Consider the following 26619-nt stretch of genomic DNA (forward strand, 5'->3'; position numbering starts at 1 on the left):
GCAATTGCCCGCCTTCGAGCGACCCTAAGCCACGCTCCGCGCGTTCTTGAATTCCTTCGCGATCTTGTCCAGCACGAACAGCGATCCCTCCGCGACGCCGAAATAGGCGCCATGGGTCTGCATCTGGCCGCTCTCCACGGCCTTGCGCACGAACGGAAACGTCATCAGGTTTTCGAGGCTGCGGAACACCGCGGCCTTCTCGATGCGCTCGACGAATTGCGCCATCGACTCGTGGCCGCGCTGCTCGACGACTTCGCCGGGCTTGATGAACATCTGCATCCATTTGCCGATGAAGTCGCCGGGCGTGAGCGGCTCGATCTTATCGACGAAGGCGCGGATGCCGCCGCATTGCGCGTGGCCGAGCACGACGATGTGCTTCACCTTCAGAACCGTCACCGCATATTCCAGCGCCGCCGAGACGCCGTGCGCGTTGCCGTCGGGCTGATACACGGGCACGAGGTTGGCGATGTTGCGGACGACGAACAGCTCGCCCGGGCCGACGTCGAAGATCACCTCGGGCGAGACGCGGCTGTCGCAGCAGCCGATCACCATCACTTCCGGCGACTGTCCTTTCACCGACAGCTCGCGGTAGCGGGTCTGCTCGGTCGGCAGCCGCTGGGTGGCGAAGGCCCTGTAGCCTTCCAGCAAATGCGTCGGGAATGTCACCATGGCCTATGCCTAACCATAGAGCCCGGGAGCGAACAAGCCTTTCGAATGGGCAGGCCAAATGCTATCGGCATCGGTCAGAAGAGAGACGAGGAAACAGGAAGGAACGATCGCATGACCCGCCCGCGCCGCAGCCATCTGTTCATGCCCGGCTCCAACCCCCGCGCGCTGGAAAAGGCGCGGAATCTGGCCGCCGACGGCCTGATCCTCGATCTGGAAGACTCCGTTGCCCCCGAGGCCAAGGCGGTGGCCCGCGACGGGATCGCCGCCGCGATCGCAGCCAAGGGCTTTGGCAAGCGCGAGGTCCTGATCCGCACCAACGGCCTCGATACGCCCTGGTGGATCGATGACGTCGCGATGGCGGCCAAGGCCTCGCCCGACGGCATCCTGGTTCCAAAAGTTTCAAGCATCGAAGATCTCGACACCATCGGCCGCCGCCTCGCCGAGCTCGGCGCCGCGCCCACGGTCAAGGTCTGGGCCATGATCGAGACCGCGCGCGCCGTGCTGCATGCCGAGGAGCTGGCCGCCGCCGGCCGCGATCCATCGAGCCGCCTCTCCGGTTTCGTGTTCGGCCCGAACGACATCTCGCGCGAGACGCGCATCCGGATGCTGCCGGGACGCGCGGCGATGATCCCGATGATCACCCACTGCATCCTGGCGACGCGCGCCCACGGCCTCGAGATCCTCGACGGCCCCTATAGCGACATCGCCAACTCCGACGGCTTCGCCACCGAATGCGCGCAGGGCCGCGACCTCGGCTTCGACGGCAAGACGCTGATCCATCCCTCGCAGATCGAAGCCTGCAACGCGATCTTCACCCCGCCCGAAGAGGAAGTCGCGCGTGCGCGCAAAATCATCGCGGCGTTCGAACTGCCGGAGAACGCCTCGCGCGGCGCGATCCGTCTGGATGGTGCGATGGTCGAGCGGCTGCACGCCGACATGGCACGGCGTACGATCGAGATCGCGGATGCGATTGCCACGATGGGGAAGGGCTGAAGCGTCAATTCGAAAACGCGATATCCGCTTTTCCGCGCCTGGATTCCAGGCTTTGCTCTCTATCGGCAGGCGGCGGCGCGGCCAACTCCTGGCAATACATCCGATCGATCTTGCGCTGCATGAGCGCATAGCAATCGCACGCGATCCTCTCGAGCCGCCCGCGATGAATCTCGACAAACCCGCGCCGCTCGGACGGGATGGCGCCGGCCTCACGCAGCTTGCTCATCGTCAGCGTCACTGTCGGCCGCCGCACCCCAACCAATTGCGCCAGCGCCTCCTGCGTCACCGGAAGCAGGTCCTCGGGAACGCGGTCGTGAAGCTGCAGGAGCCACCGCGCCATGCGGCCATCCACCCGGTGCAGCGCGTTGCAAGCGGCGACGTGCTGGAGCTGCAACAGCACGGCGCGGGCGTGGACCTGCACGACATTCCTGATGGCTGCGCTTTGCGCATGGGCAGCGCGAAATTTGGCGGCGGAGATCACCGATGCAGTGCCGGCTATGCGGGCAATCGCGGTCACGGATGAAGGCGACGGGCCGAGCACGGAGAACGAGGCCAAAGCGCCCTCTCGTCCCATCAAGGTGGTCGCGACCGTTTGCCCGTCCGGCATATCGAGCATGAAGGCGATTGCGCCGCTATGGGGAAAATAGACCGGGTCGAGCTCATCGCCCGATCGCACCAGGACGGCGTCGGGCTCGAACGAGACCTTCTGGAGGTGGGGCGTGAGCAAGCCGAGGTCCGCCGGCGGCAACGCCGCCAATAGCCGGTTCCCGATCTCCTTGCGATGGACGGTCACGATATCCTTTTGTGGACGAGCCCCCAATGAACGACGGGATCCATCTGTTTCATTTGCCATGATTATCCGAAATGCGAATTGTTCAACGGCAATGATCCAAACAGAGCCAATAGGCGAGATCAAGCACGGACAATTGCGGTGAGCTTTCCCGCATCCTCGCCGCGCAAACAGTCATACTATTAGCGCCCGTTGCCACCCGGCGGGGTGCCCACAAGGTGGGGCTCTGCTGTGTGCCGCTATCAGCGGTCCGGCAGATGGTCGAGGTTTTTCCCGGTGACGGTAGTGCTGGCGAGATCGCGGCCGCACTGTCCCTTGTGATTGCAGCGCGGGACAGAACCGCTCCATTTCGCGGCAACAGCAGCGGCCGCGCGCGTCCGGGCAATAAATTTTCGATCAGCGCGGCGCGAGATCGGCGCGATCGAGCGATTCCAGCGTCGCGGCGTTGGCGCAGTAGCCGTGATAGTTCTCCGCGGCGGTGCCCTCAGCGAGATCGCGGTCGCATTCTCCCTTGTGATTGCAGAGCGAGCAGGTCCGCTCCATGTCGCGCAGCAGCAACGGCTGCGCCTGCCCGAGCCGTTCCGCGCTGATGCCGAGCTGATGCAGCATCTTCGGCAGCTCGTCGGCGGCGTGCTTGCCGTGACGGACCAGCTCTTCGAGATCATCAGGCGCAATCCTGAGATCGGCCGCGATGCGGTCGAAATCGGCGCGGTCGAGCTGCCGCATCTCGTTCATCTCGCGGCGATGCTTCAGCCAGTTGGCAAAGGTCTCGATGAGATCCTGAACGATCGGATAAGGCCTGCTTGCCGTGCTCATGCGAGGCTCCTCTTGGGGTCGTGGAATTGGAGCCAGATTAGGCACAATGGTGCAGGAGCGCGTTGCGCTGGATCAAATTGAGAAACGGTCAAGGAAGCTGCTCGTGTCCTGGACGCGCTGCAGCGTGAAAAACCACCGGTGTCGTCCCGGCGAAAGCCGGGACCCATACCGCGAGGTTTATCGATGGTGCGCGGTGCGCGTTGCCATCGAAACGTAACTGAGGGCCTTCGCCAAACTACTCCCTGGGGTTATGGGTCCCGGCTTTCGCCGGGACGACACCGGAGAATTGGTGCTCAGCCAAACCGCTCCGCCGCCCAGGCATACAGGCTGCCCGGAATCGGCCTCTCGCCGCCGCGGCCTTTGGGCGAGATGTGCAGGCCGATGATCTCGGGGTTGGTGACGAGGCCGAGATAGCTCGAGGGATCGAAGAACAATTTCGGCTCGGCATGCACGGCATAGAACGACTGCTTCGGCAAGGCGTTCTGCAATTCACCGGTACGGCGCGCGAGCGCGGTGAGTGCCGCGGGCCCGTAGATCGCAACGCGAATGTCCGAGAGCCGGTTCGAGCCGCCGCGCAGGCGGCGCATCATGAAGGTGATGCGATGGCGCAGCGACAGCCAGTTCGGCGTCAGCTCCTCCTGCTCCATCAGCTCTTCGAACGCGCGCACGATGCCATGCTCCGCCGGCAGATAGATCACGGAGTTGCCAAGTTGGCGCGGCCGCTCCCAGGCGAAGTAGGGTTTTACCGGATCGATCTCAACCGGCTTCAGGAGCAGCACGTCGGCATCGAGCCAGAGGCCGAGGCCCTTCGCCATCAGCTTCATGCGGAAGAAGTCGCTGAACTGCAGCGTGGTCCAGTCGCGCCAGCTTCCGTCAGGCTGCGGCGGCCGCAATCGCTCGGAGAATGCATGCGGCAGGATCGCTTCGGCCTCGGCATTTGCGACGTCCGCGGGCAGCCCGGGGATGGGGTCGAAGCTGTAGACGGTGACCTTGTGGCCGGCCGCGAGCTGCGAGCGCAGACAGGTCTGGCGCAGCGCATCCATCGGGCCATGCCAGAAGGTGACGATCTCGGGCAGCATGCGCGCAAGCTTAGAGCATGATCCGGAAAAGTGTGCAGCGGTTTTCCGTCAAGATCATGCTCGAACAAAAGAGATAATGCGGGCAAAGAAAAAGCCCCGGCGCTGACAGCACCGGGGCTTCAAACGAGATTAAAGATCAGGCCCAGGCGCGTTCGCGCTTGAGCTTGTCCTCATAGGTGTCGATCGAGGCCTTCTTCTCCATGGTGAGACCGATGTCGTCGAGGCCGTTGATCAGGCAGTGCTTGCGGAACGGGTCGATCTCGAACTTGACCTTGCCGCCGTCGGGACCGCGAATCTCCTGGTTCGGCAGGTCGATCGTCAGCGTCGCGTTGGCGCCGCGCTCGGCGTCGTCGAACAGCTTGTCGAGGTCTTCCTGCGACACGCGGATCGGCAGGATGCCGTTCTTGAAGCAGTTGTTGTAGAAGATGTCGCCGAACGAGGTCGAGATCACGCAGCGGATGCCGAAATCGAGCAGCGCCCAGGGCGCATGCTCGCGGCTCGAGCCGCAGCCAAAATTGTCGCCGGCGACCAGCACCTTCGCGTTGCGATAGGCGGGCTGGTTGAGGACGAAATCCGGGTTCTCGCTGCCGTCGTCCTTGTAGCGCTGCTCGGAGAAGAGCCCCTTGCCAAGGCCGGTGCGCTTGATGGTCTTGAGGTACTGCTTCGGAATGATCATGTCGGTGTCGACATTGATGATCTTCAGCGGCGCCGCGACGCCTTCCAGCGTGGTGAACTTGTCCATTTCAGGCTTCCCGGTTCGAAGTCAGGGGAGGGCTGTTTAGCCCGGTTGGAGCGTAAATCCTAGGCCGGATTCGGCAATCTTGGTCTGTCAGCCTGGCGGGGCCATGCGGTCGGGGGCAAAGCCGGTCGGCAGGCCATCGATGCTCTTCATGTTCTTCAGCCCCCAGTATTTTCGCAGGTTGTTGATGCCCTGCGCCGTCCAGTAGCGCACGAGGCTGCCGCGCTCTTGCCTGTAGTCGAACAGCGGCACGCCCATACCGCATGACGTCTGCACGAGGTCTATCGAGAGACGTACGATCTGGCGTGCCCCGGCGACGTCCTCGAACTTCGGAAGGAGATCGGCGTATTCAGGCGTGCCGCGCATCAGCGACCGACCCTGGCCATAGAGCCGCAGGATCACCGGATCGCCTTCGAAGGCGCAAAACATAATGGTCAGCCGCTTGTCATCAGATGCGATCAGGTGTGCGCGGGTCTCGCTGCCGCTACCGGTGCAATCGAGGTAGGCGACATCGGTCTCTCCGAGGACCCGGAAAGACGACAGGCCCTTTGGCGACACGTTGATGCGTCCTTTCGGCGGGGCGCTCGCGACGAAGAAGATCTTCTGCCGCTCGATGAAAGCCCTGTGCGCCGGTTCGATCCTCCCGAATTGCTTGCCCATGTCCGTGCGTCCTCTGCGCAGCGACGAAGCCAGGGTCAAGAGCTAGCATACCGTAGGTACCAGTTTAAGAACCTATATTATGCTGGTATAAAAACCACCATGAAAGGACAGGATCCAGTCGCTCCGGCTCTCTCGCTCAGCGCGTTCTTGCGGGCGCTCCGGGAGCGCCAGTCTCCAGCAGAATTCGGCCTCGCGGCCGGACCACGACGGCGCACGCCCGGTCTCCGGCGCGAGGAGGTCGCTCAGCTCTGCGGATTGAGCGTCACCTGGTACACCTGGATCGAGCAAGGGCGCGATGTATCCGTCTCGGCTGCGGCACTTGCGCGCCTCGCCCGCGGATTGCGCCTGTCACCAGCCGAACGCAGCTATCTGTTTGAAGTCGCCGGCAAGCGCGATCCCGAGCGGCCGGGCAACAGGGATGATCCACCCGAGGAGATAATGGCCTGCGTTGATGCGATCGATGGTCCCGCCTACATCCTCGATCGCACATGGCGCGCACGCTGTTGGAATGCGAAAGCGTCCCTTCTGTTTGCAGGATGGCTCGATGCCGACGGCGAAAAAAATCTTCTGCGCTACATCTTCCTCAGGCCTGAAGCTCGAACCCTGATCCTTGACTGGACCTCTCGTGCGCGTCGAGTCGTGGCGGAGTTCCGCGCGGCGGTGACCGCCTACTCAGACGATCCCGATATTCGCCGGCTCGTGGAAGAACTGAGAATTGGAAGTCCCGACTTCGAGCGCTGCTGGGACACACAGGGGGTTTTGGCACGCGAAGGGGGCGAACGTGCGTTCAATCATCCGGCCATGGGACTGCTACACTATCAGCAGGTGTCGCTGTCTCTGGCGGGCTGGCCTGACTATCGGCTGACGATGCTTCTCACCAAACCAACCGTTCGCAATCGATGATCTGGCGCGAGGCCGAAGCCGCGGCTCAAGCTGCGGCTACGCCTGATGAGCCGGCATCCTACTCCGCCTTGGCCTCAATCGCGGCCATATCGTCGTCCGAGAGGCCGAAATGGTGGCCGATCTCGTGGATCAGGACGTGGCGGACGATATGGCCGAGGCTTTCGTCGTGCTCGGCCCAGTAATCCAGGATCGGCCGGCGGTAGAGCCAGACCATGTTGGGCAGCCGTGCCACGTCGCCGAGGCTTTGCTGAGGCAGGCCGACGCCCTGGAACAGGCCGAGCAGGTCGAACTCGCTCTCGCATTCCATCTCGTCCAGGACCTCGTCGGTCGGGAAGTCGTCGACGCGGAGGATCACGCCCTCGCAGAGACGGCGAAACTCCGCGGGCAGGCGCTCGAACACGTCGTGAGCCATCGCTTCCATCTCGGCCAGCGAGGGCGCTTTCAATTCTGTCCACATGAGACCGTCATAGCGCGGGTTCCGTGGCGATGCATCCCGCTTTATAGGATCGGGCCAAGAAGGAGCGTTGACGCCGCGCGCGAAAACGAGGAGCGTACGGCGCATCAAGGGGTTGGCTCAGGTCAGTGGTGATGTGATGCGGGCGGGAACAGCAGTACCGGTTCTACTGTGCATGGGGTTGTTTTCGGCTTTTTTTGTTGGCGCCCAGGCCAACGCCCAGGCGCAGATGACCGCTCCCGAGATCCGGCTGGCCCAGGCGGTCTTGCCCGACGACGTCCCCCCGCCGCGCAGGCGGCCCCCGGCGCGGCTGCGCGTCACGCCCTATTACACCCCTGATGGCGTCTATCCGCGCTACAACCCCGGCCCCGACGCGGTGCGCGAATGCAACGTCGCCTATGTGCAGGAGCACAGGCCGAGCGGCACCGTGATCACGCCGCATATGAGCTGCTACTGGCGCCGGGGCTGACGCGAGCAGCGCGGAGGCCTCGTGAGGGTCGTCATGGCGAGATGGATTGCACTGGCCGCCGTAGCCGTCGCGCTTGCCGCGGGTCTGCCTCGCGCATCTGCGGCGCACAGGGTGGTGACGATACCTGAGGCTTCGGCGGGCATCGCGGTTTTCGATGCGCGGCGACACGCGCGAGCCCCTGACGTCGTGCGGCCTGCCGTGCGCCGTGATCCGCGCTATTACGCGCGGCCCGTCACCTACCGTCCCTATCCCTACGCCGTGCCCGCACCCTTCGTATTCGGCTACGGGCCGTTCTGGTGACGCTCTAGCCGGCCGGCGCAAATTCCTTCACCAGCAGCACCGTCGCTTGCGCGCCAGCCTTGCGATCGCGCGAGATGTCTTCGTACTCGGGCGAGTTCGAGAAGGCGAGAAATGCAGCTTCGTCCGGAAACGACATCATGACGAGCTTGTCATGCGGCCATGCGCCTTCGAGCACGCGCGGATGTTCATCGGCGGCGAGCAGCCGCCCGTTGAACTTTTTGAACACGTCGAAGAACCGCGCCTGATAGCGGTCATAGGCCGCGCGGTCCGTCATCTTCAATTGCGCAATCGCGTAGACGGTCATTTTCAAATTCCTTGTGGCACTGCGCCGCGGCGAGAGCGTCGTCATTCAGGAGGCATTCACGTCGCTGTCCGTAACTTAATCTTGGGAGCGACTGCAAATGAACAGCGGCGGCGCGGGACGCCACGCCACAATGCCGCTGTCCACATACAGGGAGGAGTCCATGCTGAGGAGTTTGGGTCTCGGGGCAGGCCCGATGCGCTTGCTCGGGATTGCGGCCGCCGCGACGCTGATGCTGTCGATCGGGAGCGCGCAGCGCGCTGAAGCGCTCACCTTGATCAATCCGGCAACGTCACCCGCGACGAAAGCCGCGGCCGACGACCTCGTCACGCAGGTCCGGCATGGCGGCGGTGGACATGGTGGCGGCGGACATTTTCACGGCGGCGGTGGCTTCCGCGGTGGCGGCGGACATATCGGCGGCTTTCATGGCGGCGGCTTCCGCGCCGCGCCTGCCTTCCACGGTGGCGGCATTCGTTACGGCGGATTTCGCCACTATGGCGGCTATCATCGCTACGGGATCTATCGCCCCCATTACGGCTATCGCCACTTCCACCGGCGCTATTATTACGGCGGCTACTATCCCTACTACCACTATCCGCGCCGCTGCCGGATCATCTGGACCTATTACGGCCCGCGCCGCATCTGCCGCTGGCACCATTGGCATCGCTGGCACTATCCGTATCGCTATTGGTAAGCACGATCGAAATGAAAAGGGCGCCTCAGCGGCGCCCTTTGTTCATCCGGTCATTACAGCCAGTCCTTCAGCTTCCACGACGAAGCCTTCCACCGCATCAGGTTCTCGAGCTTCCACTGCTTGAACATCGCCGGCGGCCAGCGGCTGAGCTTCGAGGTCTCCTCGATCTCGGGCTTGGCGACGATGCGAAGCGGCGTGGCGCGCCGGCGGTGCTGGCGCGTCGCCTCGCTGATCAGATCGACATATTCCGGCTTGTTGGCCATGGCCTAGCGTCCTCGCGAACCGTCGCGAGGACGCAGTGTCGTTGTAGGCGCTTAACGGCGCTTTGCCGCGATCGCTACAATTGCAGGAACTGGCTTACCGCCAGTCCCGGACGTCGACGAAGTGACCCGCGATCGCTGCGGCCGCCGCCATTGCCGGCGACACCAGATGCGTGCGGCCCTTGAAACCCTGGCGGCCCTCGAAGTTGCGGTTCGAGGTCGAGGCGCAGCGCTCTTCCGGCTTCAGCTTGTCCGGGTTCATGGCGAGGCACATCGAGCAGCCCGGCTCGCGCCATTCGAAGCCGGCCTTGATGAAGATCTTGTCGAGACCTTCAGCCTCGGCCTGCTCCTTCACGATGCCGGAGCCCGGCACCACCATGGCGTTGACGCTGCCTGCGACCTGCTTGCCTTCCGCAATCTTCGCTGCCGCGCGCAGATCCTCGATGCGGCCGTTGGTGCAGGAGCCGATGAAGACGCGGTCGAGCTTGATGTCGGTGATCTTCGTGCCCGCGGTCAGGCCCATATATTTCAGCGCGCGATGCTTGGAGATGCGCTTGGCCTCGTCCGCGATCTTGTCGGGATCGGGCACGATGCCGGTGACCGAGATGACGTCCTCGGGCGACGTGCCCCAGGTCACGATCGGCGGCAGTTTTGCCGCATCGAGGCGCAGCTCGTGGTCGAAATGCGCGCCTTCGTCGGAGCGCAAGCCCTCCCAATAGCGCATCGCCGCGTCCCAGGCCGCGCCCTTCGGCGACTTCGGACGGTCGCGCAGGAAGTCGTAGGCCTTCTGGTCGGGCGCAACGAGGCCAGCGCGGGCGCCGCCTTCGATCGACATGTTGCAGACCGTCATGCGGCCTTCCATCGAGAGCGCGCGGATCGCATCGCCGGCGTACTCCAGCACGTAGCCGGTGCCGCCCGCGGTGCCGATCTCGCCGATGATGGCCAGGATGATGTCCTTGCCGGTCACGCCGTCGGGCAATTTGCCGTCGACGGTGACGCGCATGTTCTTGGCCTTCTTCTGGATCAGCGTCTGCGTCGCCAGCACGTGCTCGACCTCGGACGTGCCGATGCCGTGCGCGAGCGCGCCGAACGCGCCATGCGTCGAGGTGTGGCTGTCACCGCAGACGATGGTGGTGCCGGGCAGCGTAAAGCCCTGCTCGGGGCCGATGACGTGGACGATGCCCTGGCGCTTGTCGAACTCGTTGTAATATTCGATGCCGAATTCCTTGGCGTTCTCGGCCAGCGCCTTGATCTGCTCGATGCTCTCAGGGTCGGGATTCGGCTTGCTGCGGTCGGTGGTCGGCACGTTGTGGTCGACGACCGCGAGCGTCTTCTCGGGCGCGTGCACCTTGCGGCCCGTCGCGCGCAGGCCTTCGAACGCCTGCGGCGAGGTCACCTCGTGCACCAGGTGGCGGTCGATATAGAGCAGGCAGGTGCCGTCGTCGGCTTCGTGCACCAGATGGTCGTTCCAGATCTTGTCGTACAGGGTGGTCGGCTTGGACATGAGCTTGAGCTCCGGGAATGTTGTGTAAGCGGATTGCGCGCCTCGCGCGCGGGCAACAAAATCGTCAGCGCAGCTTTTAGGCTGCGCGCGTAAGCTCTGACGTTGCCGAGGTCGCGAAGCGTCCGAAGAACCGGCCAGGCAGCCGCGAGCGATCGTCGATGACGATGCGCTGGACGGGTGAGAAGCTGGTCAGATCTGGAAACATTCTAGAAGCTATATAGCACGCAGCGGTAAAAGCGCGAGAGTTTCAGCTCGTCATTGCGAACGCAGCGAAGCAATCCAGAGATGCATCCGCGACGACGGTCTGGATTGCTTCGCTGCGTTCGCAATGACAGCGGGGCCAAACAAAAAAGCGCGGAGCCGAGCCCCGCGCTTTTGAAAACTTGCCTGGTGGCGAAGCTTACTCGCCGACGGCGGCCTGACGGTCCTGCTTCTCGACGATGCGGGCCGACTTGCCGCGAAGGTTGCGGAGGTAATAGAGCTTGGCGCGACGCACCTTGCCGCGGCGCACCACCTTGATCGAGTCGATCATCGGCGACATCACCGGGAACACGCGCTCCACACCCTCGCCGTACGAGATCTTGCGCACGGTGAAGCTCTCGTTGAGGCCACCGCCGGAGCGGCCGATGCAGACGCCTTCATAGGCCTGCACGCGGGTGCGGTCGCCTTCGACCACCTTCACGTTGACGATCACGGTGTCGCCGGGGCCGAATTCCGGGATGTCCTTGCCGGCGGACAGCTTGTCGAATTGCTCTTGCTCGAGCTGCTTGATCAGGTTCATGGGTAAATCTCCATCGGCGCGCCCAGCCCTGGAAACGGGGGGCTGCGCAAAATTCGTCTATCCAGCCATTGCGGATTTGGCCGCTCCTATAAGGCAAGCCGGAGCGTTTGTCACCCGTCTGTCTTGTTTTTTGGCGTTTTTTGGCGACGGGGCCGATTCGGGGGCTTGGGCGGGATTTGGGCCCATAAATCAGGCCGCCGGGCCTCTGTCAGGGCCTCGGATTGCGCCCGCCGCCAGCTAGCAACCTTGGCGTGGTCGCCCGAGGTCAGGATTTCCGGGATCGGGACCCCCTCGAACAGCTGCGGGCGGGTGTATTGGGGGTATTCGAGCAGGCCGCCCGAAAAACTTTCCTCGGTTCCCGAGGCTTCCTTGCCCATCACCCCCGGCAGCAGCCGGACGCAGGCGTCGATCAGGGCTAGGGCCGCGATTTCACCCCCGGACAGCACGTAATCGCCGATCGAGACCTCCTCCAGGCCCCGCGCGTCGATCACCCGCTGGTCGATCCCCTCGAACCGCCCGCAGACGATCAGGGGACCCGGGCCCTGGGCGAGCTCCATGACGCGGGCCTGGGTCAATGGCCGACCCCTTGGGCTCATCAGCAGGCGCGGCCGCTCTTTTGACGGATCTTGGCCGATCTCGGCGGCATCGATCGCCGCCGCCAGAACATCCGCCCGCAGCACCATGCCCGGGCCGCCACCGGCGGGCGTGTCATCAACGCTGCGATGGCGATCGGTGGCGGAGGCCCGGATGTCCCGCGCCTCGAGTTGCCAAAGCCCGGAGGCCAGCGCCCGGCCGGCGAGGCTCACGCCGAGCGGTCCCGGAAACATCTCCGGAAACAGCGTCAGCACCGTCGCGCGCCAGGGTGAGGAGTTGGTCATGATCGCTGGTTAGGACATCGTGCACGCCAGGTCGAGACCCGGCATGGGGCCGCATTCAAGTGGCAATCTTCACAGCCGCGGCGTCTCGTTACGTCTGCTTCGATTCCGTTGCTCTACACAATTCTTCCAGTTCCGTACGTAGCGCGGACGCATTTGCTAGACTCGCCAGCGCAATCCGGGCGAAGGCGTTGGCGTCAACCAGATTGCCCATCGATTGCCGCATGAGCGCCAATGAGCGCGCCATTCGAACCTTCGTGGAGCCGAAGCCCGAAAAGCTATACTGGCCGGCCTCGAATTGTGCAGGTGTGACCTTTTGCAACGGAGATTCTGGTCCAGACACCTCAGAGAATAGATTTCGACCAATTGTCGCGTAAACCAATGCCGCCGCCCGAACGGCCGCGTCCATGCTCTCTATTGACCCTTCGTGCTCCCACCATTGATCGCTTTTTGCATCGGACAGCCTTCGCCGAAACTCGCAGAGCTCGTCTCTGATTTTCGTTGTATCAGGTGAGTTGCCAGCGACATCCGGGATTGACCGAGGCTGGATGCCGAGGTTTACGGCGAACTTGCCGCCGAACCGCGATCCTTGAACCTGAACGACGTGGATGAGATCTTCCGAGACACGACGAAAAGTGCGGCCGGAGCCGACGAATCCGTCGCTCCTGAGCGTTGGACTCAGGTGATTCTTGATTGAAGATTCGAGGCGAGGCATCGGTCCGCTCACATGTCTCTCCGAACCTTTGCTCTCAGTTCCGCTGGCCCGCGCACTGAGGAATCTCATGCGCACTTCGCGCACGATCTCTGCGCAGGAACTCAGACCAGAAGTTATGACGATGACTTCTCGTCCTCGCCCTCGATCTCCTGCGGCAGCGCGATCACCACACGACCGCCCGCAACATCGATCTCCGGCACCACCGCATTCGAGAACGGCAGCAGCATCGTCGCGCCCTTGAGCGGTGCGATCTCGATGATGTCGCCGGCGCCGAAATTATGGATCGCGAGCACGCGGCCGAGCGCATCGCCATCCGTGGTAACGGCGGCGAGCCCGATCAAATCGGTGTGGTAATATTCGTCCTCGTCCGTCGCGGGCAGTTTTTCGCGCGCGACGTAGAGTTCGATGCCGTTGAGGCGCTCGGCCTCATCGCGGGTCGTGACGCCCTTGAACGTCGCGACCAGATGATCTTTCGCCTCGCGCGCCGTCGCGACCTCGAACTGGCGCTTGCCGTCCTTGGCGAGAAGCGGACCGTAGCGCCTGACGGCAAACGGATCCTCGGTGAAGGTCCATAGTTTGACCGCACCGCGCACACCATGCGCGGCGCCGATCCGCGCGACGCAGACCAGCGCCGACATGATCTAGCCTTAGCCCTTGGCGGCGGCTTCGGCCTGCGCCTTGCGCTCCTTGCGCGGCACGGCCTTCTCGGGGTTGTTGCGCGCTTCGCGCTTCTTGACGCCGGCGGCGTCGAGGAAACGCATCACGCGGTCCGAGGGCTGCGCGCCCTTGGCGAGCCAGGCCTTCACCTTGTCCATGTCGAGCTTCAGGCGGGTCTCGTTGTCCTTCGGCAGCAGCGGGTTGAAATAGCCGAGACGCTCGATGAAGCGGCCATCGCGGGGAAAACGCGAATCGGCGACGACGACGTGATAGACGGGACGCTTCTTGGTGCCTGCACGGGCGAGGCGGATAACGACGGACATTCAGTTCTCCTTCGAAGTACGGTTTGCAAAGTACGTTTTGTTCGGTTGATTGGTATTCCGCGTCACGCGAGATCGGTTGAGATCCCGTGCGACGAATTCCTCATTTCTTCTTGCCCGGGAAACCGCCGAGGCCCGGCAGCGTCGGCTTGCCGCTCAGCCCGGTCAGTCCGGGAAGGTTGGGCAGGCCGCTGCGAAGCCCGGGCGGCAGATCCTTCGGCAGATTCGGCAGGCCTTGTCCGCCGCCGCTCTGCATCTTCTCCTGCAGCGCCTTCATCTCTTCCGGCGAAGGCATCTTCATGCCGCCGCCGAAGCCCATCGCCTGCGCGATGCCGGCGAGCGGGCCGCGCTTGCCCGAGCCCATGGCCTTCATCACGTCGGCCATGTTCCGGTGCATCTTGAGCAGCTTGTTGACGTGCTCGACGCTCTGGCCGGAGCCCGCGGCGATGCGCTTCTTGCGGCTCGCTTTGAGCAGGTCCGGATGACGGCGCTCGTCGCGCGTCATGGAATCGATGATCGCGACCTGGCGCTTCAAAATCTTGTCGTCGATGCCGGCCGCGGCGATCTGGTTCTTCATCTTGGAGATGCCGGGCATCATGCCCATCAATCCGCTGATGCCGCCCATGTTGGACATCTGCAAAAGCTGTTCGCGCATGTCGTTGAGGTCGAACTGACCCTTGCGCATGCGCTCGGCCGTGCGCGCGGCCTTCTCGGCGTCGATATTGGCGGCGGCGCGTTCGACCAGCGAGACCACGTCGCCCATGCCGAGGATGCGGCCGGCGATACGATCAGGGTGGAAATCCTCCAGCGCATCGGTCTTTTCACCGGTGCCGATCAGCTTGATCGGCTTGCCGGTGACCGCGCGCATCGACAGCGCGGCGCCGCCGCGGCCGTCGCCGTCCACTCGTGTCAGCACGATGCCGGTGAGGCCGACGCGCTGGTCGAACGAGCGCGCGAGGTTCACCGCGTCCTGGCCGGTGAGGCTGTCCGCGACCAGCAGCACTTCGTGCGGGTTCGCAGCAGCTTTGATCGCGGCTGCTTCCGCCATCATCTCTTCGTCGAGCGTGGTGCGGCCGGCGGTGTCGAGCAGTACGATGTCGTAACCGCCGAGCTTGCCGGCCTCCAGCGCGCGCTTTGCGATCTGCGGCGGCTGCTGGCCCGCCACGATCGGCAGGGTCGGGATGTCGAGGTCGCGGCCGAGCACGGCCAGCTGCTCCATCGCCGCCGGGCGATAGACGTCGAGCGAGGCCATCAGCACCTTGCGCTTGTCGCGCTGGACCAGGCGGCGGGCGAGCTTCGCGGTGGTGGTGGTTTTACCGGAGCCTTGCAGGCCGACCATCATGATCGGCACCGGCGGCACGGAGTTGACGTCGATGGTCTGGCCTTCGGCGCCGAGCGTGTTGATTAGCTCGTCATGGACGATCTTGACCACCATCTGGCCGGGCGTGACCGACTTGACGACGGTGGCGCCGATCGCCTGCTCGCGGACGCGCTCGGTGAAGCTGCGCACCACTTCGAGCGCAACGTCGGCTTCCAGCAGCGCGCGGCGCACCTCGCGCATCGCGGCGTCGACGTCCTTTTCGGTCAGCGCACCGCGCCCCGTCAGACGATCGAGAATGCCACCAAGCCGTTCCGACAGATTGTCGAACAATGCCGTTGTCCTTCTTTACCTCTCCCCGCCTGCGGGGAGAGGTCGCCGCGCCCTTGCGCGGCGGGTGAGGGGGTACGGGACCATCTTCGCGCACCACGCGCGGAGAGAGCCCCTCACCCCGACCCTCTCCCCGCAAGAGCGGGGCGAGGGAGCAGAAAACCAAACACCTTTGCGCCCGAGGGCGCATAGCGCTGTCGGGCGTTGACCTCCGGCCTCCAGGGCCGGTCGGCGGGTCGAAAAGAAAGCCTTTCCGAGAAAGTGGCGGGGTTAAACGCCGCTCCCGCTCAAAAGTCAAGGAAAGTTAGGGTGCCGGGACGCCTTTGGTAAGGTAAGGCTCTGAAAATATGTCATTTTTGGCGACGGGTTCCTTTTCTGGCAACCCCGCCCATATAGGCGGTGATGTCTTACCACCCCGACCATCCCTAGAAGCCCGCCCGTGCCGGTCACCCGCCGCCGCCTTTTCGGACTGCTTGCCGGAGCCGGTGCCCTGGTCGGTGTCCCCTCCCTCTGGATGTCTCGCATGAAAACCTACGACGGACCCGCCTCCGACCATTTCGACGGCCTGACCTTCTTCGATCCGGATGGAGCGCCGCCAAAATCGCTTCGCGAGGTCCTGCGCTGGCAGTTCAGCGGCAAGCGGCAGCGGGCGGCCTGGCCCGATTGGGTTCCGAGCCCGCACGCCGACATCCCGCCGGCGCGGGTCGATGGCGACAAGGTGCGGCTCTCCTTTGTCGGCCACGCCAGCTGGCTGATCCAGGCTGGCGGCCTCAACATCCTCGTCGATCCGGTCTGGTCGTCGCGGGTCTCGCCCGTCAGCTTCGCCGGGCCGAAGCGGCACAACGATCCCGGCATCGCCTTCGAGAAGCTGCCGAAGGTCGACGTCGTGCTGGTCTCGCACGGCCACTACGATCATCTGGACATGGCGACGCTGTCGCGCCTCGCCAAGAATTTTGCCCCGCGCGTGGTCACCCCGCTCGGCAACGACGTGACGATGCGCAGCACCGACTCGTCGATCAGGGCCGAGGCTTTTGACTGGCACGACCGCGTCGAGCTCGGCGAAGGCGTCGCGGTGCATCTGGTGCCGACCCGGCACTGGACCGCACGCGGCATGTTCGACCGCAACAAGGCGCTGTGGGCGAGCTTTGTGCTGGAGACGCCGGCCGGGAAGATCTACGTGGTCTGCGATTCCGGCTATGGCGACGGCCGGCATTTCCGCCGCGTCGCCGAGAAGCACGGGAAGCTGCGCCTCGCCATCCTCCCCATCGGCGCCTACGAGCCACGCTGGTTCATGCGCGACCAGCACATGAACCCGGAGGACGCAGTGAAGGCGCTGGCCGATTGCGGCGCGCAGCAAGCGCTCGGGCATCACCACGGCACGTTCCAGCTGACGGATGAGGCGATCGACGCGCCGGCCAAGGCGCTGGTGGAAGCGCTCGATGCCGCGAAGATTCCGCAGGAGCGGTTCGTGGCGATGAAGCCCGGGCAGGTGGTGGAGATTTAGCTCTCGCCACGCCAAAACATACAGCTCGTCGTCCCGGACAAGCGAACGAAGTGAGCGCTGATCCGGGACCCATAACCACAGGGCGACGTTTGGCGAAGGCTCGGAGCTGCTGACTTCGCGCGACAACCACTTCCTGTGGCTATGGGTCCCGGATCAGCGCGCGCTTGAGGCGCGCTTGTCCGGGACGACAGTTGTGGTTGCCGGCCGCAGCGCCTTGCAGCCTACTGCCCCTGCTTGATCGCCCAGCTCACATTCACCGTCACCGACAGCGTTTCCTCGCCCGGCGCGACCGCGGCGGGTGCAGCCATCGGCGCGGCCCCCCTCGCCTTGAACAGTGGCACAGGCGCGCCGCCCTCGGACACACTGAGCGGTGCACCCAACGTCACGCCGGTCGCCTTCGCATAAATCTCGGCCTTGCGCCGCGAGTCAGCCACCGCCTGCTCGCGCGCATCGTCGAGAAGTTTTGACGCCTGCGTCACCTCGAACGAGATGTTGCCGATGTCGTTGGCGCCGGCGGCAACCAGCGTGTCGATGATACCGGCCACCTTGGTCACGTCGCGGATCTTCACGGTGACGCGGTTGGAGGCGCGGAAGCCTGTTACGGGCGAGGCGCCGGTGGATTTGTTCTGGCCGTATTGCGGCTGCAGCGACAGCCGCGAGGTCTGGTAATCCTTCTCGGCGATGCCGGCGCCCTTCAGCGCCAGCAGCACCTTGCCCATCGCGGCATTATTGGCATCGGAGGCCTCCTTCGCCGTCTTGGCGTCGTTGGCGACACCCGCGTCGATCTGCGCGAGATCAGGCGCCACCGACACGGAGGCTTCGCCGCTCACCGAGATCGCGGCAGGGAAATCGTCGGCGCGCGCGGGGGCGGCCAGCAGCGTGGTGGCAAGGACGGCGGCGAGTATTGCAGGCTTTTTCATCAGTCTCACTTCAACGGCACGAATACATTGATCACGAGCTTGTCCTCGGCCGTCTTCAGGGGATCGGTGAGGTATTCCTCGATGAAGGTGTCCTTGGCTTCCAGCCTCTTGTCGTCGAGGTGATTGGTGATCGCCTCATAGGTGTTGTCCATGTTGTCGTAGGAGCCGCGATGGACGAATTTCAGCGCCTTTCCCTCCGGCGATTTGCCGATGCTCATGTCCTTGGGCAGGTTCTTCGGGTCCTGCTCGACCGGGATCTCAGCGAGGAAGGTGAAGCCGGTGTCATCCGTCGAGGTGTAGACGATCATCGAATTGCCGGCGTGCTTGATGCCCTGCTTGTCCAGCAGCGTGTTCAGCGCCTTGAAGGCGTCGATCAGCGTGTCGAAGGCGGAATCCCAATTGGCGGTGCCCTTGACCATCACCACCTTCTTCGGCTCGAGCGTGGTCTCGAGGCCAAAGGGATCGGCGGTCTGCACCGGAGCGGGCGTGGCGGCCGCGGCGGGCGGCGGGGCCTGCGGGCTGGGCGAGGCGCTGGCTGCGGGTGATGGCGAGGCTGCAGGAGCGGGAGAGGCGCTGGCCGCCGGCGATGGCGTTGCGACGGGGGCGGGCGATGCGCTCGCGGCCGGGGAGGGCGACGCCGACGGCGCAGGACTTGTCGAAGAGGGGCTCGCCGAGGCAGCCGGCGCCGGACTCGGGGACTGCGCCAGAGCGCCTGATAGTCCAAGCGACAAGGCCGCTGCCGCGATCAGCGCGGCCAGAACAAGACGACGAAAAGTGTTCATTTTATTCTCCCCAAGGCCCTGGTTCGCCAGGGCCTTAAATCATCAAGACCTTACCCACCAAGGCCTTAACCCGGCCGCGCGTCCCGGTTCGCGCGAACCGCGCCGTTCTAACACGCGAGCGCCGAATTCGTCCCATGACAGATGCGTCATGGCAGATGTCCTGCTCGCAGTGGCAAATCACTGGCCAAGCGGCCTGGGATCACCATATAAGGCAGGCGAAATTCGGGAATTTTCATGAGCGCGCTGGCCAACCACGCATTTGCCAAGATGAACGGCATCGGCAACGAGATCGTCGTTGTCGACATGCGCGATTCCGCAGGCCGGGTGACGCCGGACGACGCCCGCGCCGTGGCGTCCGCGCAGGGCGGCGTGCCCTACGACCAGCTCATGGTGCTGCAGAAGCCGCGGCTCGACGGCACCGAGGCCTTCATCAGCATCTACAACAGCGACGGCTCCGAAGCCGGCGCCTGCGGCAACGGCATGCGCTGCGTGGTCCGCCGCATCTTCGAGAAGACCGGACAGAGCACGGCGACCTTCGAGACCGCCGCCGGCCTGCTCAATGCCTGGCAGGGCCCCGCGCCGGATCTCTACACGGTGGACATGGGTGCGCCAAAATTCGGCTGGCAGGACATTCCGCTGGCGGAAGAGTTTCGCGACACCCGCTACATCGAGTTGCAGATCGGGCCGATCGACAATCCGATCCTGCATTCGCCGTCCGCGGTGAGCATGGGCAATCCGCACGCGGTGTTCTGGGTCGACGACGTCAACGCCTACGATCTCGGCCGCTTCGGTCCGCTGCTCGAAAATCATCCGATCTTCCCCGAGCGCGCCAACATCACGCTCGCCCATATCGTCGATCGCGAGCACATCACCATCCGTACCTGGGAACGCGGCGCGGGGCTGACCCGGGCGTGCGGCTCGGCGGCGTGTGCGACGGCGGTTGCGGCCGCGCGGCTGAAGCGCGCCGAGCGCAAGGTCGGGATCACGCTGCCCGGCGGCAAGCTCGGCATCGAATGGCGCGAGCGCGACGACCATGTGCTGATGACGGGCACGGCGACCTTCGAATTTGAGGGCAATTTCGATCCGGCGCTGTTCGCGCCGGTCGGCTAATGGCCGTCGACATCGTCACCTTCGGCTGCCGCCTCAACGCCTTCGAGGCCGAGGTGATCCGCGGCAAGGCGGAAGGCGCAGGACTCGTCGACACCATCGTCATCAACAGTTGTGCCGTCACCAACGAGGCGGTCGCGCAGGCGCGTCAGTCGATCCGCAAGCTGAAGCGCGAGCGTCCCGAGGCGCGCATCGTCGTCACCGGCTGCGCGGCGCAGACGCAAAGCGCGATGTTCGCCGACATGGCTGAGGTCGATCGCGTCGTCGGCAATGACGACAAGATGCGCGGCGATGCCTGGCGCGAGGCCCGCGCGGCGTTTGATCTGGGCGCCGGCGAAAAGATCGCCGTCAGCGACATCATGGCCGTGAAGGAGATGGCGCCGCATCTGATCGACGGCTTTGCCAGCGGCCTGCCACGCGTGTTCGTGCAGGTGCAGAACGGCTGCGATCATCGCTGCACCTTCTGCATCATCCCGTTCGGCCGCGGCAATTCGCGCTCGGTGCCGATGGGCGCGGTGGTCGAGCAGGTGCGCGCGCTCGTGGCGCGCGGCCATGCCGAGATCGTGCTGACCGGCGTCGATCTCACCAGCTATGGCGCCGACCTGCCGGGCGCGCCCAAGCTCGGCATGCTGACGAAGCAGATCCTGCGGCATGTGCCGGAGCTGAAGCGCCTGCGCATCTCCTCGATCGATTCGATCGAGGCCGACAGCGACCTGTTAGATGCCATCGCCGACGACGCGCGGCTGATGCCGCATCTGCACCTGTCGCTGCAATCCGGCGACGACATGATTCTGAAGCGCATGAAGCGGCGGCATGCGCGGCAGGATGCGATCGCCTTCTGCGACCAGGTCCGCCGCCTGCGTCCCGATGTCGCCTTCGGCGCCGACATCATCGCGGGCTTCCCGACCGAGACCGAGGAGATGTTCACGCGCTCGCTCGATCTGGTCGAGGAATGCGGGCTGACCTTCCTGCACGTCTTCCCCTACTCCCCGCGCCCCGGCACGCCCGCCGCGCGGATGCCGCAGGTCGCGGGCCCGGAGATCAAGGAGCGTGCGAGGCGATTGCGCGCAGCCGGAGAAGCGGCGCTGCGACGACGGCTGCAAGCGGAGATCGGTGCGACACGTGAGGTGCTGATCGAGAGCGAGGGGCAGGGCCGCACGGAGCACTATCTGCCGGTGGCGATTGCGGGCGAACGGGTGGGCAGTGTTGTGTCGCTGATGATCGCCGGCAGCGATGGCGAGCGGCTGACCGTGTAAACCGCTGCTCTCTTCCCTTCTCCCCTTGTGGGAGAAGGTGGCGCGAAGCGCCGGATGAGGGGTTGCTTCCGCGTACTCAAACTGGAGTGTGGACTCGCGGAGAGAGACCCCTCACCCGTCTCGCCGCTATCGCGGCGAGCCACCCTCTCCCACAAGGGGAGAGGGGAAGACCCTATGACGCCCTGACCTGCCAGAACCGCAGCGTGCGCCTTGCGTTCTCCGCCGTCATACGCGCGTAATGCCCCTGCGCCTTGGCAAGATCCGCTGGCTTCATCGCGCCTGTCGCAAAACGGCTTTCGAGCACAGCAACTGTCGTTTCCCAGCCGAGCTGGGCCGCCTTGCACGGCACCAGCAGGCCGTCCTCGCGCAGGCTCTGCATCAGCGGGCGAATCACCTCGACGGTCGATCCGGACAACGCCGCCAGGGCCGCGGCGGTCTCCTCATAGCGACGCTGTCTGGCAAAGCCGAGCAGCGTTGCCTCGTTGAGCTGGTCGGTGGCCTTGAGATGGGCGATGGCGCGCTTGGCGCCTTCGAAATCGCGAACGCCCGACATCTCGCGCTCGACGCCAACGGTGACCGCGGCGATCGCGCTCTGGATCTCCTCGAACAGATGCGGCGGCGCGCGCGACAACAGGCGGGTGCGCACCGCGTCTGTTGCCGAACGAAGCAGCCGGCGGCGCAGCTCCGACGGCAAATCGACACGGACGCCGACGCTCACGGCAAGCTCGGGATCGCTTTCGGCCTGCCCGACGATGAGCGCAAATCCACCTCCGGAGACGCGCGCGCCGGGATTGGCGGCGAGGCGCCGGCTGACGCTGGGATAGCGGCGCGCCAGCAGCGCGTCGGTGACGATCTCCTTCAGCCACCAGCGGCCGGCGACCGCGAGCAGGTGCGGCTCGCCCTTGCTGGAGGCGATCTTCACCAGTTCGCCGTCGTCGAGACGCGCGGATTCCTGCAGCACGGGGCCGGCGATGCGGATCTCGTCATTGTTGGCGAGCCGGCGGATTACCGAGGGCGGCGCCTGCGCGATCGGCGCCAGCTGCGCGCTGATCTCTGCCAGCGCGACGCGCGCTGCCATATCGGCAATCGCGCGCAGCTCGATGGTGCTGATCAGGCGCTCGAGCACCTCGTCGAACAGCGCGATCTGCTCGTCGTCAAAACTGCCGGCAGAGGCCAGGAACAGGTCGGTGACGCGCCGCGCCGTTTCCAGGCCCTTTTCCGGCGAGCCTATCCGAAGTGCGGATTCGACCTCGTCGATGATCGATAGCTCGGCCTTGGGCATGACGCGCGGCTCGTCCTGAGCGGATTGACGGAAGCTTGTTCTAAGCAACCGTTATCATTAGAGGCGAGCACTGAACGTTTCGTAAACCATGCACGGGAGCGGCTCGCTTTGGCGAGCCGCTGTCGCGCGGGCTTTATTCCCCGTTCCAGCCGCAGGCACGGAGCTTTTCGTGCATGTGGGGCGGGGCGGGGGCCACCACGCGGACCGGCTCCTTGTTCCGGGAGATTGGCACCACGATCTCGCGGGAATGCAGATGCAGCTTCGGCTCGCCGAAGCGCGGGCCGTTGCCGTAAATGTTATCGCCGAAGATTGGCCATCCGCTCGCGGACGAATGCACCCGCAATTGATGGGTCCGCCCGGTCACTGGTTCCATGGCGAGCCAGGTGAAACCGTCGCCCCGGCCCATCACCTTCCAGTTGGTGATCGCCTTCTGGCCTTCCGGATCGGGCTTCTGCCACCAGCCGCGTTCGGCATTGAGCCGGCCGAGCGGCATGTCGATCGTGCCTTCGTCCTCGGCAGGGCCGCCCTCGACCACGGTCCAGTAGGTCTTGCCGATCTTGCCGTGCTTGAACAGCAGGCCCAGCGAGGCGGTCGCCTTGCGATGGCGTCCGAGCACGAGACAACCGGAGGTGTCCTTGTCCAGCCGGTGGGCGAGCACAGGCGGCCGCGGCAGGCCGAAGCGGAGCGCGTCGAAGGAATCCTCGAGATTGGGGCCGCCCTTGGGGCCGCGATGCACCGGCAGGCCGGCCGGCTTGTCGATGACCAGCATCAGTCCGTCGCGATGAAGCACGCGGGCCAGGATTTCATCGGCGGTCAATTGGGGAACATCGAGCAATTGCAAGACTTTCGGTCAAGGCTTTCGTTTGCGAGCCGGAACGGCTAACACGCCACCATGAACGATACCACCTCCGAGACCCCCAAGCTGAGCTGGTGGCGCCGCCTGTCCAACGGGCTGAAGCGCACCTCGTCCTCGCTCGGGACCGCGGTCGCCGACCTCGTCACCAAGCGCAAGCTCGACCGCGCCATGCTCGACGACATCGAGGACGTGCTCTTGCGCGCCGACCTCGGCACGTCAGTCGCGGTGCGGATCGCCGATGCCGTCGGCGCAGGCCGCTACGACAAGGCGATCTCGGCGGACGAGGTCAAGGACGTCGTCGCCACCGAAGTCGAGAAGGTGCTGTCGCCGGTGGCAAAGCCGCTCGAGATCGATGCGGCCAGGAAGCCGTTCGTGATCCTCGTGGTCGGCGTCAACGGCTCCGGCAAGACCACCACCATCGGGAAGCTATCGCAAAAATTCGCATCCGAAGGCCGCAAGGTGATGCTCGCCGCCGGCGACACGTTTCGCGCCGCCGCGATCGAGCAGCTCAAGGTCTGGGGCGAGCGCACCAAGACGCCCGTCATCGCCGGCGCGCAGGGCTCGGATTCGGCGAGCCTCGCCTTCAACGCCCTCACCGCGGCGAAGGAGCAGAACATCGACGTGCTCCTGATCGACACCGCCGGCCGCCTGCAGAACAAGGCCGAGCTGATGAACGAGCTCGAAAAGGTCGTGCGCGTGATCCGCAAGGTGGATGACACTGCGCCGCATGCCGTGTTGCTGGTGCTGGATGCTACTGTCGGCCAGAACGCGCTGTCGCAGGTCGAGGCCTTCCATCGCACCGCCGGGGTCACCGGCCTCGTGATGACCAAGCTCGACGGCACCGCGCGCGGCGGCATTTTGGTGGCGCTCGCGGAGAAATTCAAACTGCCGGTGCATTTCATCGGCGTCGGCGAAGGCGTCGACGATCTCGCGCCGTTCACCGCGCGCGATTTCGCCCGCGCCATCGCCGGAATCGAAAGCTGAGAATGGACAAGACCCAGCCGCATCCGCTGTTCAAGCTTGCGACCGAGCTCGGCCCGCTGCTCGTGTTCTTCTTCGTCAATGCGAAGTTCAACCTGTTCGCCGCGACCGGCGCCTTCATGGTCGCGATCGTCGCGGCGATGGTCGCCTCCTATGTGGTGACGCGCCACATCCCGATCATGGCGATCGTCACCGGCGTGATCGTGCTGGTGTTCGGCACGCTGACCCTGGTGCTGCACGATGAGACCTTCATCAAGGTCAAGCCGACCATCATCTACGGCCTGTTCGCCGCGATCCTCGGCGGCGGCCTGCTCTTCGGCCGCTCCTTCATCGCCGTCATGTTCGACCAGATGTTCAATTTGACCCCGCAGGGCTGGCGCATCCTCACGCTGCGCTGGGCGCTGTTCTTCGCCGGCATGGCGGTGCTGAACGAGATCGTCTGGCGCACCCAGAGCACGGATTTCTGGGTGAACTTCAAGGTGTTCGGCGTCACCCCGATCACGATGATCTTCGCCATCGCGCAGATGCCGCTGACCAAGCGCTACGGGATCGAGCCAGCGTCGCTGGAGACCAGCGAGGCGGAGGCGGGGGATGTGAGGAAGGGGTAGTCGGTCTCGTGTCCCGGACGCGCGAAGCGCGAGCCGGGACCCAGGCTCTCTCCTGAAGTGCGGTCGTGGTGACATGGGCCCCGGCTCTGCAGCGCATCACTGCGTGCTGCGCAGCGTCCGGGGCACGGAGCGGTGCTAGGATCCCGCCGCCTTCAGCGCCTTCTCCATCTGCGGCAACAGCACCTTCTGCAGATTGTCCGGCGTGATCGGGCCGACCAGCTTGTAGACGATGGTTCCCTCGCGCCCGACGACGAACGTCTCCGGCACGCCATAGACGCCCCATTCGATCGAGGCGCGGCCGTTGGCGTCGACGCCGACGCGGCTGAACGGGTTGCCGTAGCGCCCGAGGAAGCGGCGCGCGTTGTCGGCTGCGTCCTTGTAGTTGATGCCGACGAGCTGGAAGCGCTTGTCTTTTGCCAGTTCGGTCAGAAGTGGCGCTTCGTCATGACACGGCACGCACCAGGACGCCCAGACATTGACCAGGCTGACCTTGCCCTTGAAGGCGGTGGGATCGAGCCCCGGCACCTGTGCGCCGTTGTCCTGCAATCCCTCGAGCTGCGGCAGCACGGTCTGCGGTGCGGGCCGGCCGATCAGCGCCGAGGGAATCCGCGAGGGATCGCCGCTGCCGAGCCGGAACCAGAACAGCACGGCAAGGCCAATGAAGGCGATCAGCGGCAGCACCATCAGGAAGGTGCGGCGCTGCGGCGACGCAGAGGTCGACTGATCGCTCATGACGCGTCCATCGCGCTGCGGCCCGAGCGGCGGGTGACGCCGCTGCGGTCGAGCTCGCGCAGGCGCCGCGTCTGGTTGCGATAGTCGAGCACGATCCAGCCGATCAGGATCGCGACGACGAGCGCCGCAGCGGCGTAGGAGGTCACGATGAAGGAGGCGTAGGGACCGAGTGACATGATCACGCCGCCCCTGTTGACGCGTTTTCTTGACGCGAACCGGCGCCCACTTCGCTCGAGAACGCGACGCGGCTCGCCTGCATCATCTGCAGCGAGCGGACGCGGCGGCGCAAAATCTCGTTGCGCATCGCCGCCAGATGCAGCGTCACGAACAGCAGCGTGAATCCGATCGCCATCAGCAGCAGCGGGATCAGGAAGGATTTGTCGAGCGTCGAACCGCCCATGCGCATCACGGACGCCGGCTGGTGCAGCGTGTTCCACCAATCGACCGAGAACTTGATGATCGGCAAATTGATCGCGCCGACCAGCGTCAGCACCGCGGCGGCGCGCGCCGCGCGCGAGGGATCGTCGACCGCACGCCACAGCGCCATCAGGCCGAGATACATCAGGAACAGGATCAGCACCGAGGTCAGCCGCGCATCCCATTCCCAATAGGTGCCCCACATCGGCCGGCCCCACAGCGAGCCCGTCAGCAGCGCGAGGAAGGTGAAGCTGGCGCCGATGGGAGCAGCCGCCTTCGCGGCGACATCGGCGAGCGGATGCCGCCACACCAGCGTGCCCAGCGAGGCGATGCTCATCACGCCCCACACGAACATCGACAGCCACGCATTGGGCACGTGGATGAACATGATCTTGACGGTCGCGCCCTGCTGGTAGTCGTCGGGCGCGTAAGCGGATTGATAGAGGCCGATGGCGAGCAGGATGACGGTCGCACCCGCAAGCCATGGCAACACCCGCGCTGTCAGCGCAAGGAACCGCGTGGGGTTGGCGAGGTCGATCAGCGACAT

The 26619-nt window shown here is 64.9% G+C and carries 33 protein-coding genes; 10 read left to right on the forward strand and 23 right to left on the reverse strand.

Translation table 11 applies throughout. The annotated features are described in order from the left end of the window. Window positions 1–24: 24 nt before the first annotated feature. Window positions 25–669 (reverse strand): carbonic anhydrase, encoded by a 645-nt coding sequence (locus JQ635_RS15150; RefSeq protein WP_211410646.1) that lies wholly within the window; start codon window positions 667–669, stop codon window positions 25–27. 111 nt (window positions 670–780) lie between these two features. Here JQ635_RS15150 and JQ635_RS15155 point away from each other — a divergent pair, with 111 nt between their 5' ends. After that, a complete protein-coding gene (locus tag JQ635_RS15155; protein WP_211410647.1) occupies window positions 781–1662 on the forward strand; it encodes an HpcH/HpaI aldolase/citrate lyase family protein in 882 nt (293 codons plus the stop codon). A 4-nt stretch (window positions 1663–1666) separates the two neighbouring features. Here JQ635_RS15155 and JQ635_RS15160 read toward each other — a convergent pair whose 3' ends face one another. The 5 genes from JQ635_RS15160 to JQ635_RS15180 form a co-directional block, all read right to left on the reverse strand. Next, complete coding sequence (locus tag JQ635_RS15160; protein WP_211410648.1) at window positions 1667–2455, reverse strand: Crp/Fnr family transcriptional regulator; 789 nt, start codon at window positions 2453–2455, stop codon at window positions 1667–1669. A 393-nt stretch (window positions 2456–2848) separates the two neighbouring features. Continuing rightward, window positions 2849–3268, reverse strand: a complete 420-nt coding sequence (locus tag JQ635_RS15165; RefSeq protein WP_211410649.1) for a DUF6455 family protein — start codon at window positions 3266–3268, stop codon at window positions 2849–2851. 293 nt (window positions 3269–3561) lie between these two features. Then, window positions 3562–4347, reverse strand: a complete 786-nt coding sequence (locus JQ635_RS15170) for a hypothetical protein (RefSeq protein WP_211410650.1) — start codon at window positions 4345–4347, stop codon at window positions 3562–3564. A 136-nt stretch (window positions 4348–4483) separates the two neighbouring features. Further along, window positions 4484–5089, reverse strand: a complete 606-nt coding sequence (gene leuD / locus JQ635_RS15175; protein WP_008539074.1) for a 3-isopropylmalate dehydratase small subunit — start codon at window positions 5087–5089, stop codon at window positions 4484–4486. An 87-nt stretch (window positions 5090–5176) separates the two neighbouring features. Beyond that, window positions 5177–5746: a pyridoxamine 5'-phosphate oxidase family protein gene (locus JQ635_RS15180; protein ID WP_211410651.1), complete on the reverse strand. Its 570-nt coding sequence runs from the start codon at window positions 5744–5746 to the stop codon at window positions 5177–5179. A gap of 99 nt (window positions 5747–5845) precedes the next feature. Here JQ635_RS15180 and JQ635_RS15185 point away from each other — a divergent pair, with 99 nt between their 5' ends. Further along, the gene (locus JQ635_RS15185) at window positions 5846–6649 is read left to right on the forward strand and encodes a helix-turn-helix transcriptional regulator (RefSeq protein ID WP_211410652.1); all 804 of its coding nucleotides are present in this window, start codon (window positions 5846–5848) and stop codon (window positions 6647–6649) included. A 58-nt stretch (window positions 6650–6707) separates the two neighbouring features. Here the strand turns inward: JQ635_RS15185 and JQ635_RS15190 are convergent, their stop codons facing one another. Then, the gene (locus JQ635_RS15190; RefSeq protein WP_211410653.1) at window positions 6708–7106 is read right to left on the reverse strand and encodes a metallopeptidase family protein; all 399 of its coding nucleotides are present in this window, start codon (window positions 7104–7106) and stop codon (window positions 6708–6710) included. A 172-nt stretch (window positions 7107–7278) separates the two neighbouring features. Between JQ635_RS15190 and JQ635_RS15195 the strand changes: the two genes are divergently transcribed. Both JQ635_RS15195 and JQ635_RS15200 read left to right on the forward strand, forming a co-directional pair. Then, the gene (locus JQ635_RS15195; protein ID WP_211410743.1) at window positions 7279–7572 is read left to right on the forward strand and encodes a hypothetical protein; all 294 of its coding nucleotides are present in this window, start codon (window positions 7279–7281) and stop codon (window positions 7570–7572) included. 33 nt (window positions 7573–7605) lie between these two features. Continuing rightward, window positions 7606–7872, forward strand: a complete 267-nt coding sequence (locus tag JQ635_RS15200; RefSeq protein WP_211410654.1) for a hypothetical protein — start codon at window positions 7606–7608, stop codon at window positions 7870–7872. 4 nt (window positions 7873–7876) lie between these two features. On the opposite strand, the gene JQ635_RS15205 is transcribed toward JQ635_RS15200, so the two are convergent. Continuing rightward, a complete protein-coding gene (locus tag JQ635_RS15205) occupies window positions 7877–8176 on the reverse strand; it encodes a DUF1330 domain-containing protein (protein WP_211410655.1) in 300 nt (99 codons plus the stop codon). Between the two features lie 160 nt (window positions 8177–8336). On the opposite strand from JQ635_RS15205, the gene JQ635_RS15210 reads away from it, so the two are divergent. Further along, on the forward strand, window positions 8337–8867 hold the full coding sequence (locus JQ635_RS15210; protein ID WP_211410656.1) for a hypothetical protein: 531 nt from the start codon (window positions 8337–8339) through the stop codon (window positions 8865–8867). A gap of 53 nt (window positions 8868–8920) precedes the next feature. Here JQ635_RS15210 and JQ635_RS15215 read toward each other — a convergent pair whose 3' ends face one another. The 8 genes from JQ635_RS15215 to ffh all read right to left on the reverse strand — a co-directional run bounded on the left by JQ635_RS15215 (window position 8921) and on the right by ffh (window position 15630). After that, window positions 8921–9130, reverse strand: coding sequence for a hypothetical protein (locus JQ635_RS15215; RefSeq protein WP_211410657.1), 210 nt, complete (start codon window positions 9128–9130; stop codon window positions 8921–8923). A gap of 94 nt (window positions 9131–9224) precedes the next feature. Further along, complete coding sequence (gene leuC, locus JQ635_RS15220; protein WP_211410658.1) at window positions 9225–10631, reverse strand: 3-isopropylmalate dehydratase large subunit; 1407 nt, start codon at window positions 10629–10631, stop codon at window positions 9225–9227. A 400-nt stretch (window positions 10632–11031) separates the two neighbouring features. Beyond that, on the reverse strand, window positions 11032–11412 hold the full coding sequence (gene rplS, locus JQ635_RS15225; RefSeq protein ID WP_011083318.1) for a 50S ribosomal protein L19: 381 nt from the start codon (window positions 11410–11412) through the stop codon (window positions 11032–11034). Between the two features lie 110 nt (window positions 11413–11522). Then, window positions 11523–12290, reverse strand: a complete 768-nt coding sequence (gene trmD / locus JQ635_RS15230) for a tRNA (guanosine(37)-N1)-methyltransferase TrmD (RefSeq protein ID WP_211410659.1) — start codon at window positions 12288–12290, stop codon at window positions 11523–11525. An 88-nt stretch (window positions 12291–12378) separates the two neighbouring features. Then, complete coding sequence (locus JQ635_RS15235; protein ID WP_211410660.1) at window positions 12379–13014, reverse strand: DUF4304 domain-containing protein; 636 nt, start codon at window positions 13012–13014, stop codon at window positions 12379–12381. A gap of 101 nt (window positions 13015–13115) precedes the next feature. Further along, window positions 13116–13640 carry a ribosome maturation factor RimM gene (gene rimM / locus JQ635_RS15240; RefSeq protein WP_211410661.1) on the reverse strand — a complete coding sequence of 175 codons (525 nt, stop codon included), beginning with the start codon at window positions 13638–13640 and terminating at the stop codon, window positions 13116–13118. Window positions 13641–13649: 9 nt separating this feature from the next. Further along, the gene (gene rpsP, locus JQ635_RS15245) at window positions 13650–13982 is read right to left on the reverse strand and encodes a 30S ribosomal protein S16 (RefSeq protein ID WP_211410662.1); all 333 of its coding nucleotides are present in this window, start codon (window positions 13980–13982) and stop codon (window positions 13650–13652) included. Between the two features lie 100 nt (window positions 13983–14082). Continuing rightward, entirely contained in the window at window positions 14083–15630 is a 1548-nt protein-coding gene (gene ffh / locus JQ635_RS15250) for a signal recognition particle protein (protein ID WP_211410663.1), read from the reverse strand. Between the two features lie 436 nt (window positions 15631–16066). On the opposite strand from ffh, the gene JQ635_RS15255 reads away from it, so the two are divergent. Then, entirely contained in the window at window positions 16067–17131 is a 1065-nt protein-coding gene (locus tag JQ635_RS15255) for an MBL fold metallo-hydrolase (protein WP_211410664.1), read from the forward strand. A 221-nt stretch (window positions 17132–17352) separates the two neighbouring features. Here JQ635_RS15255 and JQ635_RS15260 read toward each other — a convergent pair whose 3' ends face one another. Further along, window positions 17353–18051, reverse strand: a complete 699-nt coding sequence (locus JQ635_RS15260) for an SIMPL domain-containing protein (protein WP_211410665.1) — start codon at window positions 18049–18051, stop codon at window positions 17353–17355. Window positions 18052–18056: 5 nt separating this feature from the next. Then, entirely contained in the window at window positions 18057–18833 is a 777-nt protein-coding gene (locus JQ635_RS15265; RefSeq protein WP_211410666.1) for a GyrI-like domain-containing protein, read from the reverse strand. Between the two features lie 234 nt (window positions 18834–19067). Between JQ635_RS15265 and dapF the strand changes: the two genes are divergently transcribed. Both dapF and mtaB read left to right on the forward strand, forming a co-directional pair. After that, on the forward strand, window positions 19068–19943 hold the full coding sequence (gene dapF, locus JQ635_RS15270) for a diaminopimelate epimerase (protein ID WP_211410667.1): 876 nt from the start codon (window positions 19068–19070) through the stop codon (window positions 19941–19943). Beyond that, window positions 19943–21196: a tRNA (N(6)-L-threonylcarbamoyladenosine(37)-C(2))-methylthiotransferase MtaB gene (mtaB, locus tag JQ635_RS15275; RefSeq protein WP_211410668.1), complete on the forward strand. Its 1254-nt coding sequence runs from the start codon at window positions 19943–19945 to the stop codon at window positions 21194–21196. The genes dapF and mtaB overlap by 1 nt, the downstream gene beginning before the upstream one ends. Before the next feature lie 172 nt (window positions 21197–21368). On the opposite strand, the gene JQ635_RS15280 is transcribed toward mtaB, so the two are convergent. Next, window positions 21369–22478 carry a DUF2336 domain-containing protein gene (locus tag JQ635_RS15280; RefSeq protein WP_211410669.1) on the reverse strand — a complete coding sequence of 370 codons (1110 nt, stop codon included), beginning with the start codon at window positions 22476–22478 and terminating at the stop codon, window positions 21369–21371. A gap of 133 nt (window positions 22479–22611) precedes the next feature. Continuing rightward, window positions 22612–23313: an RluA family pseudouridine synthase gene (locus tag JQ635_RS15285; RefSeq protein WP_211410670.1), complete on the reverse strand. Its 702-nt coding sequence runs from the start codon at window positions 23311–23313 to the stop codon at window positions 22612–22614. Between the two features lie 57 nt (window positions 23314–23370). Between JQ635_RS15285 and ftsY the strand changes: the two genes are divergently transcribed. Together ftsY and JQ635_RS15295 are read left to right on the forward strand one after the other, a co-directional pair. Next, window positions 23371–24318 carry a signal recognition particle-docking protein FtsY gene (ftsY, locus tag JQ635_RS15290; RefSeq protein ID WP_211405264.1) on the forward strand — a complete coding sequence of 316 codons (948 nt, stop codon included), beginning with the start codon at window positions 23371–23373 and terminating at the stop codon, window positions 24316–24318. Window positions 24319–24320: 2 nt separating this feature from the next. Beyond that, on the forward strand, window positions 24321–24923 hold the full coding sequence (locus JQ635_RS15295; protein WP_211410671.1) for a septation protein A: 603 nt from the start codon (window positions 24321–24323) through the stop codon (window positions 24921–24923). A 135-nt stretch (window positions 24924–25058) separates the two neighbouring features. Here the strand turns inward: JQ635_RS15295 and JQ635_RS15300 are convergent, their stop codons facing one another. From JQ635_RS15300 to JQ635_RS15310, 3 genes are read right to left on the reverse strand one after another with little or no spacing between them, the layout of a single operon-like run. Beyond that, window positions 25059–25655, reverse strand: a complete 597-nt coding sequence (locus tag JQ635_RS15300; RefSeq protein ID WP_211410672.1) for a DsbE family thiol:disulfide interchange protein — start codon at window positions 25653–25655, stop codon at window positions 25059–25061. Then, the gene (gene ccmD, locus JQ635_RS15305; protein WP_211410673.1) at window positions 25652–25837 is read right to left on the reverse strand and encodes a heme exporter protein CcmD; all 186 of its coding nucleotides are present in this window, start codon (window positions 25835–25837) and stop codon (window positions 25652–25654) included. Before ccmD ends, JQ635_RS15300 begins: the two co-directional genes overlap by 4 nt. After that, entirely contained in the window at window positions 25834–26619 is a 786-nt protein-coding gene (locus JQ635_RS15310; RefSeq protein WP_211410674.1) for a heme ABC transporter permease, read from the reverse strand. Before JQ635_RS15310 ends, ccmD begins: the two co-directional genes overlap by 4 nt.

This window comes from Bradyrhizobium iriomotense (genome assembly GCF_018130765.1).
Classification (GTDB): Bacteria; Pseudomonadota; Alphaproteobacteria; order Rhizobiales; family Xanthobacteraceae; genus Bradyrhizobium; species Bradyrhizobium iriomotense_A.